Below are 19,567 nucleotides of genomic sequence, written 5' to 3' on the forward strand. Positions count from 1 at the left end.
CATGCGGCTCCACCACGTGGGCATTGCCGTGGAGGACCTGGAGGCGGCCAAGGCCCGCTACCAGACGCTGGGCTTTCGGGTGGTGGCGGAGGGGGAGGTGGCCGCCCAGGGGGTGCGGGTGGCCCTGCTCAAGGGCGAGGGGGAGACCCTGGTGGAGCTCCTTTCCCCCTTGGGGCCCGAGACCCCCGTGGGCCGCTTCCTGGCCAAGCGGGGCCCCGGGCTTCACCACCTGGCCTTCGCCACGCCCCGGATAGAGGAAGACCTGGCCCGGCTTAGGGCGGAAGGGGCGAGGCTCGTGGACGAAACCCCCAGGCCCGGCTTCGGGGGGCACCGGGTGGCCTTCCTCCACCCTAGCTTCGGCCTCGGGGTGCTTTGGGAGCTGGTGGAGGCCTAGTGCGCCCTCCCTACCTCCTCCTCGCCCTCCTCTGGATGGGGGTCTTGTGGTGGTTTTCCGCCCAGCCCGCCACCGGAGTGGGCCTGCCCCATCCCTGGGACAAGGCGGCCCACTTCCTGGCCTACCTGGTCCTGGGCCTGCTCCTGCGCCTGGGCCTCGGCGGGTTTTCCCTGGCCTTCCTGTTCGCCTCCCTCTACGGGGTGGTGGACGAGTGGCACCAGAGCTTCGTCCCCGGGCGGGAGGCCTTCGGCTTGGACCTCCTCGCCGATTTCCTCGGGGCCTGGGTGGGGGCTAGGCTTTGGGGTAGATGGGAAGCTCCAAAAACCTTCCCCCTCGAGCCGAGGCGGCCAGGACCAGGGCCTCGGCGATGAGTTCGGGGGCGATCCAGCGGCTGGGGTCCGCCTGGGGCATGGCCTTGCGGTTGGCCTCCGTGTCCAGGGTGCCCATGGGGTAGAGGACCAGGAAGCGCACCCCCTCCACTTCCCCCTGCAGGGACTTGAGGAGGGTGGCCAGGGCGGTCTTGGCGGCGGCGTAAAGGGCCCGGCCCGGCCCCGCCCCCGTCCAGGCAGGCCCGGCGGCCACGGCGGCGAAAAAGCCCTCCCCCCGCTTTTCCATGTAGGGAAGAACCGCCTGGAGCAGGTTGAAGGCGGTGCGGAGGTTCAGGTCCAGCATCCAGTCGTAAAGGCCGGGGTCGGAGTCCAGGAAGCGCCCGGCGGCGAAGCCCCCCACCGTGTGCACCACCCCGTAGAGGGGGGCCTCCCGCTCCACGAAGCGGGCCAGGGCCAGGGCCTCCTCGAGGCGGGTGAGGTCGGCCACGAAGGTCTTGGCCCCCACGGCCTCCGCCCTTTCCGCCATCCGCTCCAGGCGGGGGTCGGAGAGGAAGAGCCTGGCCCCCGCCCGGTGCAAGGCGGGGATGATGGCCCGGGAGAGGGCCCCCCCCGCCCCCGTGACCAGGAAAGCCTTTCCTTGGAGCATGGCCTCATTCTACCGGAAGGAAGGCCAGGGAATGGGGGCTAAAGCCCAAGGAGAGGCCGCGCACCTGGAGGGGAGGGGAGGGCACCAGGTCCCAGACCTCTAGGGACTCGCCCGCCGCCAGGTACAGGTACCCGTCCTGCCCCACGAGCCCGGCGGTGTAGGTGCGGAAGGGCTGCTGCACGGGGGACTCCCGGGGAAGGAGCACCTGGAAGCCCCGGCCATAGACCACGGTCCCCCCCACGGGGTCCAGGGCCAGGCGGGAGGCCTGGGGGAAGTCCCCCAGCACCTTGCGGCTTTGCAGGCTCTCCCCCTTTAGGGTGTAGAGGCGCACCTCCGTGGCGGTGGGGGCGAGGCCCAAAAGTTCCTCCCGGTCCCGGTCCGCCCGGAGGTCATAGGGGGCCTGGGAGGGCGAGGGGTCAAGGGGCTTTTCCAGCCGGGGGCTCCCCCCGGGGTCCTGGGCGGGGCGGAAGCCCAGGGCCTCTTGGGTCAGGTAGGCCAGGAGGTCCAGGGTGCCCTGGGGGAGAAGGGCGAGGCGCGCCCCCGGGGGAAGGCCCGTGAGGTCGGCCTCCTCCAGGCTGCCGCTCCCGTCTAAGCTCCAGAGGAAGGCCCGGGCCGCCCCGGGGCAGTGGGCGAGGAGGCGGTTTCGCCCCAGGCGCAGGTAGCCTCCCGTGCAGTCCGCGCCGGCGGGTAGGGCCTGGACCGCGGGCGTGCCCTTTGGGACCGAGGCCTCCGTGAAGCCCGAGGTGTCGTAGGCCTCCACCCGGTCGGGGAAGAGGAGGTAGAGCCTTTGGGCAGGGTTGCTGTAGGCCAGGTCCTGGAGGCCGGGGGTGTTCCACGCGGCCACCGGGGCCGCGGTTCCTCCCTGGAGGTCCCGGGCCCGGTAAAAGCGCACCTCCTCCTGGCCCCCCGCGGCCACCAGGGCGGGGAGGGGGGGCTCCAGGCTTCCCGTGCAGGCGGAGAGGAGAAGCAAAAGGGCGTACCCAAGCTTTCTCACCGGCCACCTCCCAGCTTTAGGCCCTCCTCGGAGAGGAGGAGGCCGGCCGCCTGGCCCCCGTAGAGGAAGGCCAGGCCCACGGCCCCCTTTTGCGCGTCCAGGGTGAAGCGCAAGGCCCAGCAACACCGGTCCAGGACCAACACGAAGCGGGGCTTCAGGGGTTCCCCGGGGAGGTTTTGCGTGAGGAGGGCGCTCAAGTGGAGCTTGGTGTTCTCCCGGCCCAGGAAGGTGAGGGTGGGGCCGAAGCTCCTGAGGGCCAGGCTGTACCCCTCGGGGCTTGTGGGCCTGCGGGTGTAGGACAGGCTTCCCGAGAAGGAAAGCCCGGGGATAGCCCCCTCCTCCGCGGGAATGGGCGGCCAAAGCTCGGCCCCGCCGCTGAAGGTGGCGTCCTTCAGGTAGATCCCCCCGTCCTCCGCCTCGGGGAGGTGCAGGTTGGCGGTGAGGCGGAAGCCCACCTCGGGGAGGGCCTGGGTCAGGCCGAGGCGGAGGTTCGTCTCCCGGAAGCCCTCCTGGTACCTCCCGGAGAGGAGGAGGTCCAAGATGGGCCCTGGAACGCTTCCCGAGCGGAAGCCTGCCTGGTAGGCCAGGGCCCTGGGGTCCAGGGCGGCCTGCAGGGAGAGGCTTTGCGGGCCCAGGATGGCCTGGGCCTGAAGGGCGAGGAGGTCTTGCTGCCAGTCCCGCCTGGCCTGGAGGGTGTAGGCGTTTGGGCCTTCTCGCAGGGCGTAGGCGAGGTCGGTGGTGAGGGGACCCTTCCCGTTCAGGTCGTGGCGGTGGCTGAGGTTAAGGCTGCCCCCGGGGAGGGCGTAGGCCCCCTGGAGGAGGAGGGGGTCGAAGAGGGCCTTGGGGTGGTCGTAGCGGAGGCTCATCCGCAAGGAGAAGGGGAAGGGGGTGAGGCTTCCCTCCAGGCGGGTTTCCAGGGGGCCCTCCCCCTCCAGGCCCCGCCGGTGGGCCAGGGTGAGGGCGTAGCCCGGGTCCTGGAGGGTGGCCTGGGCCTCGAGGGGAAGGTACCGGCCCGCCTCCAGGTCCCTCCCCCCCTTCAGGCTGAGGGCGAGGGGCCTTTCCTGGAAGCCCAGGCCCAGGGTGGCCTGGTGGGTCCGGCGCTGGGGCAAAGCGTCAAAGCGGAAGGGGCTTTCCCCCTCCTGGACGCTCCTCAGGTAGCCCGCCTCCAGGCTGAACCCCCCTAGGGCCTGACGCAGGGCCACCTGGGTGGTCCAGTCCACCTGGCGCTCGTGCTCCCCGTTTGGGTTCTGCGTGGTGTAGTAGAAGCCCCGGAAGCGGTTTTCCCCCCGCAAGGTGGCCCCGGGCCAGGGGGCGAGGGCGAGGCTTTCCCCGTGGGTGAGGAGGAGCCTTCCCGCCTCGGCGTAAGGGCCGAGGGCGCGGGCGGAGCGGTTTAGGGGGTTGGTCTCGGCCAGGTGGCGGCCCGCCTGGAGCCCCACCTGGAGGCTGAAGGGGCCTTCCCGGAAGGTGGGGCTTTGCGCCTCCAGCTCGGGGAGGCGCTGCAGGGTGCGGGGCGGGGGGGTGGCGGGGTCGTGGTCCAGGAAGCCCTCCAGCCTCAGGGCGTAGCGCCAGTCCTGGGGGGTGGGGGTGCCGGGGAGGAGGGCCTCGAGGCGGAAGCGGGAGAGCTTTTCCCGGGTGTCGTCCCGCTCTAGGAGGGCCGCCAGGGAAAACTCCCGGCGCTTCAGGCTGTACTCCCCCCGGTACTGGAAGGTGTCGGGGGGGGTGTGGAGGAAGAAGTAGCGCTCCTTGGCCTCCCCCACCCCCACGTGGTCCAGGCCGAAGCCGTAGCCCCGGCCCTGGTAGTAGCGGAGGAGGGTGTAGCCGAGGCCAAAGGGGGAGACGTAGGGGAGGTCGGCCTTGAAGTAGACCCCCTCCCCGTCCTGCCCCACCTCCAGGCGGGGCCTCCTCTCCGAGAGGAAGAGGAGGAGGACGGGGAGGGTGAGGACGGGCTTTTCCTGGACCAGGAGGGTCACGTCCCGGGCCACCACCCGGTCCCCCGGGTAGAGGAGGATCTCCCGGGCGCGGAAGGCGTAGTCCGGCACCTCCTGGCCGCACGAGGCGCACGGGGTGGCGTAGCCCCCCTCCAGGAGGATGACCCCCGCCACCCGCTGGCAGAGGGGCCCGGTGAGGAGGAGGTCCTTGGCCTCAATGCGCACCTCCAGGGCGTCAAAGCTTTCGTCGGAGAGGGCTATCTGGAGTTCCTCCGCCTCTATGACCCTTCCCTCCCCGTCCCGGTAGCGCACGCCCCCCGAGAGGACGAGGAGCCTTCGGGTGCGGTAGTAGACCACCCGGCCCGCCTGGATGGCCTCCCCCTCCCGCTCCAGGCGCACGGGGTTGCCCGTGAGGACGAAGGCTTCCTCCTCCCCCTCCTGCCTCAGCTCCAGCTTCTCCGCCTCCAAGACCTTGAGCACCTTCTCCTGGGCCCAGGCCGGGGCCAGGAGGAGGAGGCAGAGGACAAGCCACCTCACCGCCTTCCTCCCAAGAAAAGGAAAAGCCCCAAAAGCCCGTAGGCCAGGTTGGGCCCGAAGGCGGCCAGGACCGGGTCCAAGGCGTTTTCCTCCCCCATGATGCGCCCCACGCTCCAGGTGGCGTAGTAGAAGAAGGTGAGGACCGCCACCCCCACGAGCCCCAGGCCCCGGCTCCCCCCGAGGAGGTAGAAGGCGAGCCCCACGGCGAAGAGGGCGAAGACGGGGGCGGCCAGGGGCTCGGCGAAGCGGCGGTAGTAGGTGGTGGCCTCGAGGCCCGCCTTCACCCCCATCTGGCGTAGCCTTTCCACCTCTTTCCTGAGCTCCCCCAGGGTCATGCGGTTGGCGGGGTTCTGCCAGGGTTCAAAGGTCAGGTCCTTGAGCACCAGCTCCCCCTCCCGGAACCGGGTGAGGGTGCGGGGGCGGTCCCCCTCGTAGGTGACCCGGAGGCCCTCCTCCACCCGCAAGACCCCTCCTTGGAAGCTCCCCCGCTCCGCCAGGAGCACCTCCTCCCGGGAGAGCACCCGGAGCTTGCCGATGCGCTCCCCCGCCACCTCTCCCACATACACCACCCGCCCCTTGGCGTCCTGGAAGGTGGTGCCGGGGGTGAGGAGGGCCCGGGGACGCTCCAGGACTTGCCTCCGCAGGAGGTCCTGCCCCTGGGCCAGGGCTTTGGGCACCAGGCTTTCCCCCAGGGCGAAGGTGAGGAGGGCAAGCCCCCCCCCGAAGGCCAGGAAGGGCAGAAGCACCCGCTCCCGCCGCACCCCCAGGGCCAGGAGGGCCTTAAGCTCCGAGTCCTCCGCCATGCGGGAGAGGAGGAAGAGGAGGGCGAAGAGGTAGGCCACCGCCGCCCCCCGCACCAGGGCCTCGGGGGTGCGGTAGAGGAGGTAGAGGAGGAGGGTGTAGGGGTCGGCTCCCTTGGCCACCAGGGGGGCCAGGACCTCGTAGACCGCCCCCGCCAGGAAGAGGAGGACGATCACGAGAAGCCCGCCCGCGAAAAGGGCCAAGGCCTCGCGCAGGAGGTAGCGGTCCAGGGTCTTCACCGAAGCCTCCAGGTGAGGAAGAGGGCCAAAGCCCCGTAGACGCCGTTGGGGAGGAAGGCCAAGAGGGGGTTCACGTCGTAGCGGGCGAGCTGGGCGGCCAGGGTCCAGAGGACGTAGTAGCCGAAGATGAGGAGGACGATGCTCAGGAAGGCCCAGGCCGCCTCCCGGAAGGAAAGCCCGAGCGCCGCCGCCACCCAGCCCAGGAAGAGCCCCCCCAGGGCGTCGGCCAGGCGGCGGTAGAGGGCGAAGCGGGCGGCGCTCTCCACCTTGCCCCGCTCCCAGAGCTCCCTCAGGGTGGTGGAGTCGTAGGGGTCACGGGAGCCCAAGCTCTCCTTGGGGCGGAAGGCGGCGGGAAAGGGGAGGGTCCCCTGGAAGGGCTTCGCCTTCTCCCCCTCCAGCACGTGGCCCAGGAAGTGCCAGCCTTCCCGGTCCCACACCCCCTCCCTCCCGCTGTAGACCCGTCCCTTCTCGTCCACCACCCTGATCCCGAAGAGGCGGTTTTGCCCCACCTCGGGCCGCACCTCTTCCGCGTAGAAGACCCCGAGGCCGGGGGGGGCGTAAAGCTGCCTGCGGATGACCCCGCTCAGCCCCCCTTCCCCGTAGAGGAGGCGGGAGAGGTGGGCATCGTAGGCCTCCAGGGCCCGGGGCCTGAGCTCCGCCAGGTTGAGGAGGTTGAGGAGGCTTACCCCCAGGGCCAGGGACACCAGGGGCCAGAGCAGGGCCAAGGGAGGCACCCCAGCCGCCTGGGCCGCCTTCAGCTCCGAGTGGCGGATGAGGCGGGAAAGCCCCACCAAAATGGCGAAGACCAGGCCCAAGGGAAGGGCGAGGCTCAGGGTCCAGGGAAGGCGCAGGAGGACGAGTTGGGCGATGGCCTCCACCCCCACCCCCCGGCTCAGGAGCACCCCGGAGAGGCTGGAGAGGAGGTCAAAGGTGAGGAGGGCCACGAAGAGCAAGACCCCCACCAGGTAGGGGACCAGGACCTCCTTGAGCACATAACGGCCCAACACCAGGCCGAGTATACGGGGCCAAGATGAGAAGCGGAGAAAGCATCCCCTTAGCTTGGGCCCGCCCTAAGGAGCGGCGATCACGTGAAATACCGGCAGGCCAAAGCGCTCGGCCCGGGTGTGCACGTCCAGCCGGAGCCACCGGGAAAGCCCGGGGGGTAGGGTGGCCAGCACGAGGCCCTGGTAGGCCCCAGGGTGGGCCAGGAGTTCTTCCTCCAAGGCCAGAAGGGGCGAGATGTCCCCGGGCTTGGCCTCTTCTATGACGATGCCCTGGGCCTCCAGGGCCGCCTTGGCCGCCTGGGCCTCTTGCTGGGCCCGTTCCAGCACCTTCCCCTCCTCGTACACCCAGCCGGGCGGGGGCACGGCGGGCACCAGGAGGACGAAGCGCGCCTCTGGATCCTGGGCCTGGATCTCCCGGAGCTTTTCCGCCAGCGCAGGGCTTTTGGCCGTGCGGTGGGCCACCACCAGGTAGCGGGCCATGGTCACCTCCTCGGCTTGCAAGGCTAGCCTAGCGCCGGCGCGGGAAGGGGTGGGGGTGCGGAACCACATTCCCGAGGGGCCTATCTTGTTTTGGCTGTGATTTGCCGGGTGGAGGCTTTCATCCCCGGGCCTGGGGAGGGGTTTTGCTGCATAGCCCTTTACATAGGGGTAACCCGTGGTATAATGAAGAAGTCAGAGGAAGAAGCCGCCTGCGGGCGGCGGTTTTTCGTTTGAGCTTAGGATAGCCTGGGAAGGTGGTCTACCTCCTGGATCTCTCCGGGGTCTACTGCGAGCCGGTGGAGCCGCGCCTGGTCCGGCTTCTTGCCGAGGCCGCGGGCGAACCCCCCTTCTATCTGTCCCAGGCCTTTTACGGGCTCCTTCCCCGCCTCAAGGAGGAGGGCCCCGGGGTTTTGGAGGCCCTTTTCCCCGGGGCCTCGAGGCTCTACCCCCAGGCCTTCCGCCCCCGGGGCCTCGCCTTCCCCGAGCCCTTCCACCTGGTCTCGGACCTCCCCCCGCCTCCGGGCCTCGCCGCCTTCCACCATCCGGAGAAGCTCGAGGCCCTAGCCCTGGCCCTCCGCGTCCTGGGGCTCGGCAGGGAGGAGGCCCTCTACCTGGACGACAACCCCCTTCTGGTGGAAAGGGCAAGGCGCCTGGGCTTCCGCGCCGAGGTCTTCCGGCCCTAGGGGGTTTCCGGCCAGGGGTGCTTGGGGTAGCGGCGCATGAGCTCTTGCCGCACCTTGGGGTAATGCCGCTCCCAGAAGCCCTTTAGGTCCTGGGTCACCTGCACCGGACGCCCGGCGGGGGAGAGGAGGGCCACCGCCACCAGCACCCTCCCGCCCAGGACCCTGGGGGTTTCCCGCAGGCCGAAGGCCTCCTGGATGCGCAAGGAGAGGAGGGGTGGGGCGTCTTGGCGGTAGTGAAGGCGCTTTTTCCGCCCCGAGGGGAGGAGGAGGCTTTCCGGGGCTAGCTCCTCCAGGAGCCTCCGGGCCTCTCCCAGGAGGGAGAGCAGGATCTCTTTCCAAGGGAGCGCCGCCAGCTCCTCCTGCCGCCGCACCCCCTGGGTCCAGGGGAGGAGCCAGGTGAGGTCTTGGAGCAACGCCTCCGCGAGGCCCGGGCTTGGCCCGCCCCCGGCCACCTCCGGCACCGCCACCCCGTGGGCTTTGAGGAAGGCCAGGCGGAGGAGGACCTGCTGGGCCTCTTCGGGGAGGGGAAGCCCCCCCTTGAGGGCTTCCCTTAGCTGGGCTTCCGTGGGCGGTCCGGGATCCACCGCCACCCGCTCCAGCCTCAGGGCCCCGTAGCGCCTTTCCAAGTAGCCCTTGAGCCTCCCCTCCTCCCACCCCGTCCAGGCCACCACCTCCGCCCGCTCCAGGAGGTCTTCCCGGGCCAGGGGGGCGTAGAGGAGGAGGCGGCCTTCCCGGGCTCCCCGGGGGGCGAGGTCCGCCCCCGCCGCCACCAGGTACGGGGGGCCATCCCCCTCCAGGCGCAGGAGGGGGCCGCTGGCCAGGCGGTACCGCCCCGGGGACACCCGTTCCGCCGCCCGGTCGGGGTAGGCGTAAAGGAGGAGCCTCCCCACCTCCTCCGGCGGGGGGAGGCTGGTCAGGGGCCGCACCCCGAGCCGCTTCTGCCAGAGGGCCGCCACCCGCTCCACCCCGAGGAGGGGGCCCCGTCCGGTCCGCCGCGCCTCCAGGAGGGCCTCGAGCTGGCCCAGGAGGTCCCCTTCCCCCCCTTCCTCCAGGAGGGCCAGGAGGTCCGCGGCCAGGGAGAGGGCTTTAGGGTGTTCCTCTGACGAGGAAGCGGCCAGGACCATTCGGGCCAGGCGCGGGTGGGTGGGCAGGAGGAGCATCCGCTTCCCCAAGGGGGTGAGGCGCCCGGCCTCCACGGCCCCGAGGAGCCCCAGGAGCTCCCACGCGGCTTCCTGGGCCCCCTTGGGGGGAAGGGTGGGGAGGGGCAGGGCGCTCAAATCCTCCCCGAAGGCCAGGGCCAGGAGGAGGGCCCGGGAGAGGTCGGACTCCAGGATCTCGGGCCGCTTGGGGGGAAAGGGGCCCTCGGGGTAGAGGCGGAAGACCCGGCCAGGCCCCGTGCGCCCCGCCCGGCCCGCCCGCTGCCGGGCGGACTCCTCCGGGATGCGCCCCAGGGCCAGGCGGGTGAGGCCCGTCCTGGGGTCAAAGCGGGGCTTCTTGGCGAGCCCCGTGTCCACCACCGTCCGCACCTGGGGCAGGGTGAGGCTCGTCTCCGCCACGTCGGTGGCCAGCACGATCTTCCGGGGCCCTGGCCGCAGGAGCGCCGCCTGCTCCGTGAGGGGGAGCCCCCCGTGCAAGGGGAAGGCGGGGAGGTCGGAAAGAAGCCTCTTCGTCCGCGCGATCTCCGCCTTCCCCGGCAGGAAGACCAAGACGTCCCCCTCCCCCTCCAGGAAGGCCCTCCTGGCGTAGCGTGCGGCCAGGGCCTCGAGGGGGCCCTCGGGGGGCCTTTCCAGGTGGAAGACCTCCACCGGGTGGCTTTCCCCTTCCACCTCCAAGACCGCCCCCTGCAGGACCCGTTTCAGCTCCTCGTCCGGGGTGGCGGTGAGGAGGGCGATCCTCAGGTCGGGCCGGAGGGTCTCCTGCACCCGGAGGAGGAGGGCCAAGGCCAGGTCGCCTTCCAGATGGCGCTCGTGGGCCTCGTCCAGGAGGACGGCGGAGACCCCGGCCAGGCCCGGGTCTTCCAGGAGGAGCCGGGTGAGGAGGCCCTCCGTCATGACCAACAGGCGGGTTTCCCCGCTTTCCTGGCCCTCCAGGCGCACCCGGTAGCCCACGGTCTTGCCCAAGGGCTCCCCCAGGTTCTCCGCCAGCCGCGCCGCCACCGCCCGGGCCGCCACCCGCCTCGGCTCAAAGAGGAGCACCTTTCCCGGGAGGACCTCCAGGAGCTTGAGGGGAAAGAGGGTGCTCTTGCCCGCCCCTGGGGGGGCCTTGAGGAGGAGGCGGCCCTCCTTGAGGAGGAGGGCCACCCCTTGGTCCATCCAGTCCCTCATGGGCCCTCAGGCGGTCCGGCGGACGCTATGCTCGGCTTCCTCAATCCCCACCGGGGCCCCCGTGCGGGCAGGGGCCTGCGCGGGGTGGCCTTCAGATGTCCAGCTCCGCATAGCGGGCGTGTTCCTCAATGAACTCCCGCCTCGGGGCCACGTCCTGGCCCATGAGCTTCTCGAAGAGCTCGCTGGCCTCGAGGGCGTCCTGGAGCTCCACCTTCTTCAGCACCCGCTTCGCCGGGTTCATGGTGGTCTCCCAAAGCTGCTCGGGGTTCATCTCCCCCAGGCCCTTGAAGCGCTGCACCTCGTAGTTTTTCCCCTCCAGATCCTTTAGGCGGGCCTGAAGCTCCTCCTCGGAGTAGAGGTACTCCACCTTCTTCCCCACCTGCAGGCGGTAGAGGGGGGGCTGGGCGATGTACACGTAGCCCCCCTCGAGGAGGGGGCGCATGTAGCGGTAGAAGAAGGTGAGGAGGAGGGTGCGGATGTGGCTCCCGTCCACGTCGGCGTCGGTCATGATGATGATCTTGTGGTAGCGGAGCCCTTCCAGGTCAAAGTGGGCCTCGTCCCCCGTGCCCCCGATCCCCGCCCCGATGGCGGCCACCATGGCCCGCACCTCGGCGTTCTTGAGCGCCTTGGAAAGCCCCGCCTTCTCCACGTTGAGGATCTTGCCCCGGAGGGGCAGGATGGCCTGGAAGCGGCGGTCCCGGCCCTGCTTGGCGCTCCCGCCCGCCGAGTCCCCCTCCACGATGAAAAGCTCCGCCTCCTCCGGGTTTTCCGTCTGGCAGTCGGCGAGCTTCCCGGGAAGGTCGTCGGACTCCAGGGGGTTCTGCCTGCGGACGAGCTCCCTCGCCTTCCTCGCCGCCTCCCGGGCCTGGGCCGCCCGCAGGGCCTTCTCGTACACGGTCTTGGCGATGCGGGGGTTTTCCTCCAGGATCTCCAGGAACTTCTCGTAGACCACCTGGGCCACGGCGCTCCCCGCCTCGGGGTTTAAGAGCTTCCCCTTGGTCTGCCCCTCAAACTGGGGCTGGGGGAGCTTCACCGAGACCACCGCGTAAAGCCCCTCCAACAGGTCATCCCCCGTGGGCTGGGGGCCTTTTTCCTTGTTGAGCCCCGCCTTCTTGGCGTACTGGTTCAGGGCCCGGCTGTAAGCCCCCTTGAAGGCGGTGAGGTGGGTGCCCCCGTCCCGGGTGGGGATCATGTTGGCGTAGGTGAGGATCTCCGCGGTGTAGCCCTTGGTGTGGATGAGGCCCACCTCCACCTCCACGTCCCCGTCCTGGCCCTTGAGGAGGAAGGGCTTCTCGTAGAGGAGTTCCTCCCCTTCCGCCAGGGCCTTGGCGAAGGAGGCCACGCCCCCCTTGTCCAGGAAGACCTCCTCCTTGCCGTGCTGCAGGTCCTTGAAGACCAGCTTGAGCCCGGCCACCAGGTAGCTCACCTCCCGCAGGCGGGCCCGCAGCTTGCTGGGGTCAAAGGCCAGGCTTCCGAAGATCTGGGGGTCGGGCTTGAAGGTGACCCGGGTCCCCCGCTTTCCCTTGGGGGCTTGGCCCACCACCTGGAGGGGTTCCACCACCTCCCCCCGGCTGAAGGCGATCCGGTAGTGCTTCCCCTCCCGGAAGACCTCCACCAGGGTCCGCTCGGAAAGGGCGTTCACCACGCTGGCCCCCACCCCGTGGAGCCCCCCGGAGACCTTGTAGGCCCCGCTCTCGAACTTGCCCCCCGAGTGCAGGGTGGTGTAGATGACCTCCACCGCGGGCTTCCCCTCCTCGGGCATGAGGTCCACGGGGATGCCCCGGCCGTTGTCCTCCACGGTGAGGGAGCCGTCCGGGTTCAGGGTGGTGACGATCTCGGTGGCGTAGCCCGCCAAGGCCTCGTCCACCGCGTTGTCCAGGATCTCCTTGAAGAGGTGGTGGTAGCCTTCCACCCCCGTGCCGCCGATGTACATGGCCGGGCGGTGGCGCACGCCCTCCAGGCCCTTGAGCACCTTAATGGCGGATGCGTCGTAGCTCACCCCTTCAGTATAGCACAGGTTGCCCCTTTGCATTTTTGCCGTGAGGAAGGGGTGAGATGCCCCTTTCCTTGCCCGTTCTATCGGGACCAAGTCCGAGTAACACCTCCCCTTTCCCCGGGCTTCCGGGGGCATTAAGATGCCCCTATGCCGCTTTTGCTTTATCTCCACGCCTTCCTGGGGCTTTTCCTGCTCCTGGCGGTGCCCGCCTTGGCCCTGGTGGGGGTTTGGGGGTTCTTTCGCCCCTTGCCGCCCCGCTTCTACGCCGCCCTCCGGGGGGTGGCCTGGGTGGCCATCCTCCAGGTGGTTTTGGGCTTTGGCCTCTTCCTTTTGGGCCTTAGGCCCAAGGAGGGCCTGCACTTGGTCTATGGCCTCCTCTTGGCGGCGGGGCTTCACTACCTGGGGGGCCTCGAGCCCGGGGGGTGGTTTTACCGGAGCCTGCGGGAGCCCCCTAGGCGCCCGGAGGTCTTCGTGGCCCTGGGGCTTCTTTTCGCCGTGGGGCTCGTGCTTCGCGTCTACTTCACGGGCCGGTGAGGAGGAGGTCTTTGGGCAGGGGAAACCGCTCCAGCATGGCCCGGGTGAGGTGGGGAACCACCTCCCGGTAAAGCCCCCGGTAGTAGGCCTGGGCCAGGGGGCCGTTGAGGTAGGCCACCGCCCCCTCCCAGTCCACCCACACCCCATCCTTGGGAAGGAGGTGAAACTCCTCCCGCCAGGGGTAGGCCCGTTCGTCCCACGCCGCCACCACCCGGTAGTGGCGGGTGTGCCCCACCACCAGGTGGGGGAAGGCGTAGAAGGGCTTCAGGCGGTGCGCTTCGGCCTTGGGAAAGTAGAGGCGGGCGTAGGGGGTCTCGTAGTCAATGCGCCCCGGGAGGAGGTTGCGCCCGGTGAGGACGGGAACCAGGCCAGGGCCGGGCGCCTTTTGCGTCAGGGGATGGGCCTGGACCTCGGGGCTTCGCGCAGCGAAGTGAAGGCGGAAGAGGTGGCCTAAGGGAACGCCTTCCCGCTCCAGGGCCAGGGCCTTCGGGTGGGGAAAGCGCACCATCTCCCCCCGCCAGAAGGGGTCCTCCAAAAGGAGCTCCGGAGGCTTTCCCTCCGCGTCATAAAGCTTCAGGCCCTTTCCCCCTCGCTGGAAGCGAAGGACGGTGGCCCGCACCTTGAGGCCGGGGAAGGCCCGGCCCAGGTAGTAGACCTCGAGGGCCCCCTCCCGGGCCAAAAAGGCGCGGAGGAGGGTGAACTCCTCCAGCACCATCCAGCCCGCGGGGACCACGTAGCAAAGCACCCCTCCTTCGCGAAGGAGGCGCGCCCCCTTTTCCAGGAAGGCCCCGTAGAGGTTGTACCGCCCCCGCCAGGTGGTGAAGCGCTGGCGGTAGGCCGCCCGTAAGGAGGCGGGAAGCCGCGCCCCTGCCCCCAGGGCCCCGTAGGGCGGGTTGCCCAGGATGAGGTCAAAGGTTTCCCCGGGTTCCCAGAGGAGGAAGTCCGCCACCACCCCGTGGGCCCAGGCGGGGAGGTCCAGGGCCCTTGGGTCGATTTCCACCCCAAGGAAGCGGTAATCCGTTCCGTGGGCCTCCCGGAAGGCCCGGAGGAAGGGCCCATCCGCGCAGGCGGGCTCTAAGACCCTGCCCCCTTTGGGGGCCTCGCTCAGGCCCACCATGAAGCGCACCACCTCAGGGGGGGTTTCCACCCGGCCGAGGCTCCGCGTGGGAGGTAGGGGGGGAGGGAAGAGCATTTAGCGGATTATACCGAGTTTCCGCCCCACCTTCGCGTAGGCCTCGAGGGCCCTATCCAGCATCTCTTGGGTGTGGGCCGCGGTGACGATGTTGCGGATCCTCGCCTTGCCCCGGGGCACGGTGGGGAAGCCGATGCCCACGGCGAAGACCCCCTCTTCCAGGAGCATCTGGCTCGCCTGGAAGGCCAAGGGGGCCTCCCCGAAGAGGACCGGGGTGATGGGGGTCTGGCTTCCCAAGGTGTCGTAGCCCAGGCGGGCAAGCTCCTCCTTGAAGTAGCGGGTGTTCGCCCAGAGCCTCTCCACCCGCTCGGGCTCCTTCTCTATCAGCTCCAAGGCCCCCAGAAGCGCCCCCACCACCGCGGGCGGGTGGCTCGTGGAGAAGAGGAGGGGCCTTGCCTTGTTGATGAGGAGGTCCTTGAGCTCCCGGGCCCCCGCCGCGTACCCCCCGATCACCGCCCAGGCCTTGGAGAGGGTGGCCACCTGGATGACGTCGGGGTCCTGGTGGAAGCCAAAGTGGTGGACCGTGCCCTTACCCATCTCCCCTAGGACCCCCGAGCCGTGGGCGTCGTCCACGTAGACCAGGGCCCCGTACTTCTTGGCCAGGGGGACGATTTTGTCCAGGGGGGCGACGTCCCCGTCCATGGAGAAGACCCCGTCGGTGACGATGAGCTTGAGCCCGTCGGTGTCGTGGGCCTTGAGGAGCTCCTCCAGGTGGGCCACGTCCGCGTGGCGAAAGACCAGCCGGGTGGCCTTGGTGAGGCGGAGGCCGTCGATGATGGAGGCGTGGTTGAGCTCATCGGAGAAGACCAGGTCCCCCTCCTGGAGGAGGGCCCCCAGCACCCCCTGGTTGGCGGTGAAGCCGGACTGCAGGACCAAGGCGCTTTCCGTGCCCTTGAAGCGGGCCAAGGCCTCCTCCAGCTCCAGGTGGTAGGTGAAGGTGCCCGCGATGGTGCGCACGGCCCCGCTTCCCGCTCCCCACCTTTCCAGGTACTGCCGGGCCTTCTCCTTGAGGTAGGGGTGGTTGGCGAAGCCCAGGTAGTTGTTGGAGGCCAGGTTCACCACCTCACGCCCCTCCACCCGGGTCACGGGTTCCTGGGGGGCCTCGAGGACCTTGGGGCGAATGTAGAGCCCCTCCCCTTTCAGCCGCTCTAGCTCGCTCTGGATGCGGGTGCGCAGGGACACGCTCATGGCCCTATCTAACCCCCTAAGCCCCGCCCTTGTCCAGGCGCGGGGCTTTCATCCTTTTCTGACAGGGGGGTTGTACCCTGGGAAAAGGGGGTGGGAGCGCTTCCATGCGAGAGCGCCTGCAGGCGGAAACCGAGGCCGTGTACCTGGAGCGCCGGGTGAAGCTCCAGGAGCTCTTCTTGCGCCTGAAGGGGGAGCCCGATGCGCTCCTTCCCTTTCACCAAGCCCTGGCCCTGAGGCCCAAAGGGGAGCACCATCTGGGCCTCCAGACCATCGAGGTGGACAAGGTGGTGGGCTCCGTGGACCGCTACGAGGACTTTGACCGCCACTTCCTCCCCAAAACCCCCCACACCCTGGAGCGCTGGAAGCGCCTGAGGACCTTGCAGCTTGAAGGGGTGGAGCTTCCCCCCATTGAGGTCTACCAGGTGGGGGAGGCCTACTTCGTGAAGGACGGGCATCACCGGGTGGCCTTGGCCAAGGCCACGGGGCAAAGGTACATAGATGCCCACGTGATCGCCTTGGACGTGCCGATCCCCCTGGAGCCGGGGGACACCCTGAAGGACGTGATTCTAAAGGCCGAGTACGCGAACTTCCTGGAAAAGACCCGTCTTAAGGAACTCCTTCCCCAGGCCGAGGAGATCCGCTTCACCGCCTTGGGCCGCTACGACATCCTCCTGGACCACATCGCCACCCGTCGCTACTTCAAGGGGTTGGAGGAAGACCGGGAGATCTCCTGGGAGGAGGCGGTGGTGGACTGGCACCAAAACCTTTACCGGCCCACGGTGGAGGCCATCCGCCACCTGGGGCTTCTCCAGGAGTTCAAGGGCCGCAGCGAAGCCGACCTTTACCTTTGGGTCATGGACCACCGCTATTTCTTGGCCAAGGAGCTGGGGGTGGACCTGGGTCCTGAGGCGGCGGCGCGGAGCTACGAGGAGCGGTTTGGACGGGCTTGGAAGCGGCTCGGGGGAGGGCTGAAGCGGCTTTTGGGGAGACCCTAAGCACCCCTGCAGCGAAGCCCTGGGTCGGGCGCTTAGGGGTTGCCCGGGAGCCCTCCTCCGCTTATCCTGTATACAGGATGCAGGCTGTGGGCTTTCGCCGACCCAACCAGGTGCGCGAGGCGGTTTACCGCCACCTGAAGGACCTCCTCCTCTCCGGGCGCTTCGCCCCTGGGGAAAGGCTTTCCGAGCCCCTCCTGGCGCAGGAGCTCGGCGTCTCCCGCACCCCGGTGCGGGAGGCCCTCATGCGCCTGGCGGAGGAGGGGCTTATAGAGCTCGTCCCCGGCAGGGGGGCCAGGGTCAGGGTCTTCACCCCGGAGGAGGTGGAGGAGGTTTATGGGGTGCGGGCCCTCTTGGAAGGGGAGGCGGCGCGGGAGGCGGCCTTAAGGGCCACCCCTTGGGAGCTCACCGAGCTGGAAAGGTACCTGCGGGCCATAGACGAGGCCCCCCGGGAGGACTACCCCGAGCAGATGCGCCGCGACCTGGAGTTCCACCGCGCCCTTGTGCGCCTTTCCGGCAACAAGACCCTTCTAGGCCTCTACGAGGACCTCCTCTCCACCCTGGCCCTGGCCCGGAGCGCTCTCCCCACCCTTTCCCAGGACGAGGCCACGCGGCGGGAGCACCGGGCCATCCTCGAGGCCCTGAAGGCCCGGGACCCCGAGGGGGCCAGGCGGGCGGTGGAGGCCCACGTGTACCGGTTCCGCGACCTGGTGGTGGGGAGGCTCGGGAAAGGAGGGCTATGAACCTGGACCTGGCGTATCGGCAGGTGGTGCTTTCCGTGGCGGGAAACCCGCGGGTGGAGGCCCTCATCAAGGGGAGGGCCAAGGGCTTGGTCCGCCGCTACGTGGCGGGGGAGACCCTGGAGGAGGCCCTCCAGGCGGCGGAGCGCCTCGAGGCCCAGGGGGTGCATGCCATCCTGGACCTCCTGGGGGAGATGGTGCGTAGCGAGGAGGAGGCCCGGGCCTTTCAAGGGGGCATCCTGGAGCTCGTCCGGGCCTTGGCCGGGAAGCCCTGGCCCAAGTACGTCTCCCTGAAGCTCACCCAGCTGGGCCTGGACCTCTCGGAGGCCCTGGCCCTCTCCCTGATGCGGGAGATCCTAAAGGAGGCGGAGCCCCGCGGGGTCTTCGTCCGCATAGACATGGAGGACTCTCCCCGCGTGGAGGCCACCTTGCGCATCTACAAGGCCCTGCGGGAAGAGGGGTTTGCCGGGGTGGGGATCGTTCTCCAGAGTTACCTCTACCGCACGGAGCGGGATTTCTGGGACCTCCTCCCCTACAGGCCCAACCTCCGGCTCGTCAAGGGGGCTTACCGGGAGCCCAAGGAGGTGGCCTTCCAGGACAAGCGCCTCATTGACGCGGAGTTCTTGCACCTGGGGAAGCTCGCCCTGAGGGAAGGGCTTTATGTGGCCTTCGCCACCCACGACCCCCGCCTCATCGCCGAGGTGAAGCGCTACACGGAGGCCATGGGCCTCCCCAAGGAGGGGTTTGAGTTCCAGCTCCTCTACGGGGTGCGGTCCGAGGCGCAGGGCCGGCTTGCCCAGGAGGGGTACACCGTGCGGGCCTACGTGCCCTACGGCACCCACTGGTATCCCTACCTGACCCGGCGCATCGCCGAGAGGCCGGAGAACCTTCTCCTGGTGCTGCAGAGCCTTCTTAGGGGCTAGCAAAAGGAGGAAGCCATGACGGTAGAACCTTTCCGCAACCAGCCCGTGGAGACCTTCCAGACGGAAGGGGCCCGGCGGGAGATGAAGGAGGCGCTTAGGAGGGTGCGCGCCGAGTTTGGCCGCCACTACCCCCTATACCTGGATGGGGCCTGGATGGACACCAAGGAGCGGATCGTCTCCCTGAACCCCTCGGCCCCCCGGGAGGTGGTGGGCACCGTGGCCAAGGCGGGAAAGGCGGAGGCGGAGGCCGCCCTCGAGGCCGCCTGGAGGGCCTTCAAGACCTGGAAGGACTGGCCCCAGGAGGACCGGTCCCGCCTCCTGCTGAAGGCCGCCGCCCTCATGAAGCGGCGCCGCCGGGAGCTGGAGGCCACCCTGGTCTACGAGATCGGCAAAAACTGGGTGGAGGCCAGCGCCGAGGTGGCCGAGGCCATTGACTTCCTGGAGTACTACGCCCGCCAGGCCCTCAAGTACAAGTACCCCTCGGTGGAGGTGGTGCCCTTCCCGGGGGAGGACAACGAGAGCTTCTACATCCCCTTGGGGGCCGGGGTGGTCATCGCCCCCTGGAACTTCCCCATCGCCATCTTCACCGGGATGATGGCAGGTCCGGTGGTGGTGGGCAACACCGTGGTGGCCAAGCCCGCGGAGGACACGGTGGTCATCGCCGCCAAGGTCTTTGAGATCTTCCACGAGGCGGGCTTCCCCCCCGGGGTGGTGAACCTCCTCCCCGGGTCTGGGCGGGAGGTGGGGGCCTTCCTGGTGGAGCACCCCAGGACCCGCTTCATCAACTTCACGGGGAGCCTCGAGGTGGGCCTTTACATCCAGGAGGCCGCGGCCAAGCTGGCCCCGGGCCAGAGGTGGCTCAAGCGGGTCTTCTTGGAGCTTGGGGGGAAGGACGCCATCATCGTGGACGAGACCGCCGACCTGGACGCCGCCACCGAGGGCATCCTCATCTCCGCCTACGGCTTCCAGGGGCAGAAGTGCTCGGCGGCAAGCCGCCTCATCGTCACGGAAAAGGCCTTTGCCCCCCTCATGGAGCGGGTGCTGGCCCGCTCCGAGCGCCTGGTGGTGGGCCCCGCGGAGGAGAACCCCGACCTGGGCCCGGTGGCCTCCAAGGCCCAGGAGGAGAAGGTGCTCTCCTACATTGAGGTGGGCAAGGGGGAGGGCCAGCTGGTCCTGGGCGGAAAGCGCCTGGAGGGCGAGGGGTATTTCATCGCCCCCACCATCTTCACCGAGGTGGCCCCCACGGCCAGGATCGCCCAGGAGGAGATCTTCGGCCCCGTGCTTTCCGTGATCCGGGTGGGGGATTTCGCCGAGGCCCTGGAGGTGGCGAACGGCACCGTTTACGGCCTCACCGGAGGGGTCTACTCCAGGAAGCGGGAGCACCTGGAGTGGGCCAGGCGGGAGTTCCACGTGGGGAACCTCTACTTCAACCGCAAGATCACCGGGGCCCTGGTGGGGGTGCAGCCCTTCGGCGGCTTCAACCTCTCGGGCACGGACACCAAGGCGGGGGGCCCCGACTACCTCCTGCACTTCCTGCAGATGAAGACGGTGGCCGAGCGCTTCTGAGCCCCCTGGACCCCCGGGGTCCTTTGGGCTATCCTGGTGAACATGAGCCCGACCTCCCGCCCCTGGTGGCCCGGCTA

The 19,567-nt window shown here is 69.4% G+C and carries 18 protein-coding genes; 8 read left to right on the forward strand and 10 right to left on the reverse strand.

All coding sequences use genetic code 11. The annotated features are described in order from the left end of the window. Position 1: 1 nt before the first annotated feature. Both mce and ACYQ0J_RS09060 read left to right on the forward strand, forming a co-directional pair. Positions 2–394, forward strand: a complete 393-nt coding sequence (gene mce, locus ACYQ0J_RS09055) for a methylmalonyl-CoA epimerase (RefSeq protein WP_353300179.1) — start codon at positions 2–4, stop codon at positions 392–394. Then, positions 394–765 carry a VanZ family protein gene (locus ACYQ0J_RS09060; protein ID WP_353300178.1) on the forward strand — a complete coding sequence of 124 codons (372 nt, stop codon included), beginning with the start codon at positions 394–396 and terminating at the stop codon, positions 763–765. The genes mce and ACYQ0J_RS09060 overlap by 1 nt, the downstream gene beginning before the upstream one ends. Here ACYQ0J_RS09060 and ACYQ0J_RS09065 read toward each other — a convergent pair. From ACYQ0J_RS09065 to ACYQ0J_RS09090, 6 genes are all read right to left on the reverse strand, one after another. Then, positions 686–1,369: an SDR family NAD(P)-dependent oxidoreductase gene (locus ACYQ0J_RS09065; protein WP_353300177.1), complete on the reverse strand. Its 684-nt coding sequence runs from the start codon at positions 1,367–1,369 to the stop codon at positions 686–688. The two genes, ACYQ0J_RS09060 and ACYQ0J_RS09065, sit on opposite strands and share 80 nt — an antisense overlap. A 4-nt stretch (positions 1,370–1,373) precedes the next feature. Then, positions 1,374–2,363, reverse strand: coding sequence for a hypothetical protein (locus ACYQ0J_RS09070; RefSeq protein WP_353300176.1), 990 nt, complete (start codon positions 2,361–2,363; stop codon positions 1,374–1,376). Further along, the gene (locus ACYQ0J_RS09075; RefSeq protein ID WP_460171835.1) at positions 2,360–4,828 is read right to left on the reverse strand and encodes an LPS-assembly protein LptD; all 2,469 of its coding nucleotides are present in this window, start codon (positions 4,826–4,828) and stop codon (positions 2,360–2,362) included. Before ACYQ0J_RS09075 ends, ACYQ0J_RS09070 begins: the two co-directional genes overlap by 4 nt. Then, positions 4,825–5,868 (reverse strand): LptF/LptG family permease, encoded by a 1,044-nt coding sequence (locus ACYQ0J_RS09080; RefSeq protein ID WP_460171836.1) that lies wholly within the window; start codon positions 5,866–5,868, stop codon positions 4,825–4,827. The genes ACYQ0J_RS09075 and ACYQ0J_RS09080 overlap by 4 nt, the downstream gene beginning before the upstream one ends. Then, entirely contained in the window at positions 5,865–6,875 is a 1,011-nt protein-coding gene (locus tag ACYQ0J_RS09085) for an LptF/LptG family permease (RefSeq protein ID WP_460171837.1), read from the reverse strand. Before ACYQ0J_RS09085 ends, ACYQ0J_RS09080 begins: the two co-directional genes overlap by 4 nt. Before the next feature lie 63 nt (positions 6,876–6,938). Then, positions 6,939–7,352: a hypothetical protein gene (locus ACYQ0J_RS09090; protein ID WP_460171867.1), complete on the reverse strand. Its 414-nt coding sequence runs from the start codon at positions 7,350–7,352 to the stop codon at positions 6,939–6,941. 254 nt (positions 7,353–7,606) lie between these two features. Between ACYQ0J_RS09090 and ACYQ0J_RS09095 the strand changes: the two genes are divergently transcribed. Then, on the forward strand, positions 7,607–8,035 hold the full coding sequence (locus ACYQ0J_RS09095) for a hypothetical protein (protein ID WP_460171838.1): 429 nt from the start codon (positions 7,607–7,609) through the stop codon (positions 8,033–8,035). Here the strand turns inward: ACYQ0J_RS09095 and hrpB are convergent. Then, positions 8,032–10,347 (reverse strand): ATP-dependent helicase HrpB, encoded by a 2,316-nt coding sequence (hrpB, locus tag ACYQ0J_RS09100; protein WP_460171839.1) that lies wholly within the window; start codon positions 10,345–10,347, stop codon positions 8,032–8,034. The genes ACYQ0J_RS09095 and hrpB overlap by 4 nt on opposite strands. A 103-nt stretch (positions 10,348–10,450) precedes the next feature. Beyond that, entirely contained in the window at positions 10,451–12,358 is a 1,908-nt protein-coding gene (locus ACYQ0J_RS09105; RefSeq protein ID WP_460171840.1) for a DNA topoisomerase subunit B, read from the reverse strand. Positions 12,359–12,502: 144 nt separating this feature from the next. Between ACYQ0J_RS09105 and ACYQ0J_RS09110 the strand changes: the two genes are divergently transcribed. Then, the gene (locus ACYQ0J_RS09110; RefSeq protein WP_460171841.1) at positions 12,503–12,889 is read left to right on the forward strand and encodes a hypothetical protein; all 387 of its coding nucleotides are present in this window, start codon (positions 12,503–12,505) and stop codon (positions 12,887–12,889) included. Here ACYQ0J_RS09110 and ACYQ0J_RS09115 read toward each other — a convergent pair. Beyond that, a complete protein-coding gene (locus ACYQ0J_RS09115; protein WP_460171842.1) occupies positions 12,876–14,081 on the reverse strand; it encodes a TaqI-like C-terminal specificity domain-containing protein in 1,206 nt (401 codons plus the stop codon). The genes ACYQ0J_RS09110 and ACYQ0J_RS09115 overlap by 14 nt on opposite strands. After that, positions 14,082–15,269 (reverse strand): glycine C-acetyltransferase, encoded by a 1,188-nt coding sequence (locus ACYQ0J_RS09120; protein WP_460171843.1) that lies wholly within the window; start codon positions 15,267–15,269, stop codon positions 14,082–14,084. A 104-nt stretch (positions 15,270–15,373) separates the two neighbouring features. Here ACYQ0J_RS09120 and ACYQ0J_RS09125 point away from each other — a divergent pair, with 104 nt between their 5' ends. The 4 genes from ACYQ0J_RS09125 (at position 15,374) to pruA (ending at position 19,490) form a co-directional block, all read left to right on the forward strand. Further along, positions 15,374–16,264: a DUF4032 domain-containing protein gene (locus ACYQ0J_RS09125; protein WP_460171844.1), complete on the forward strand. Its 891-nt coding sequence runs from the start codon at positions 15,374–15,376 to the stop codon at positions 16,262–16,264. Positions 16,265–16,341: 77 nt separating this feature from the next. Beyond that, a complete protein-coding gene (locus ACYQ0J_RS09130; protein ID WP_460171845.1) occupies positions 16,342–17,004 on the forward strand; it encodes a GntR family transcriptional regulator in 663 nt (220 codons plus the stop codon). Next, positions 17,001–17,924, forward strand: coding sequence for a proline dehydrogenase (locus ACYQ0J_RS09135; protein ID WP_460171846.1), 924 nt, complete (start codon positions 17,001–17,003; stop codon positions 17,922–17,924). Before ACYQ0J_RS09130 ends, ACYQ0J_RS09135 begins: the two co-directional genes overlap by 4 nt. A 15-nt stretch (positions 17,925–17,939) precedes the next feature. Next, positions 17,940–19,490, forward strand: coding sequence for an L-glutamate gamma-semialdehyde dehydrogenase (pruA, locus tag ACYQ0J_RS09140; RefSeq protein ID WP_460171847.1), 1,551 nt, complete (start codon positions 17,940–17,942; stop codon positions 19,488–19,490). Positions 19,491–19,567: the final 77 nt, after the last annotated feature.

The sequence above is a fragment of the Thermus sp. FJN-A genome (assembly GCF_054655095.1).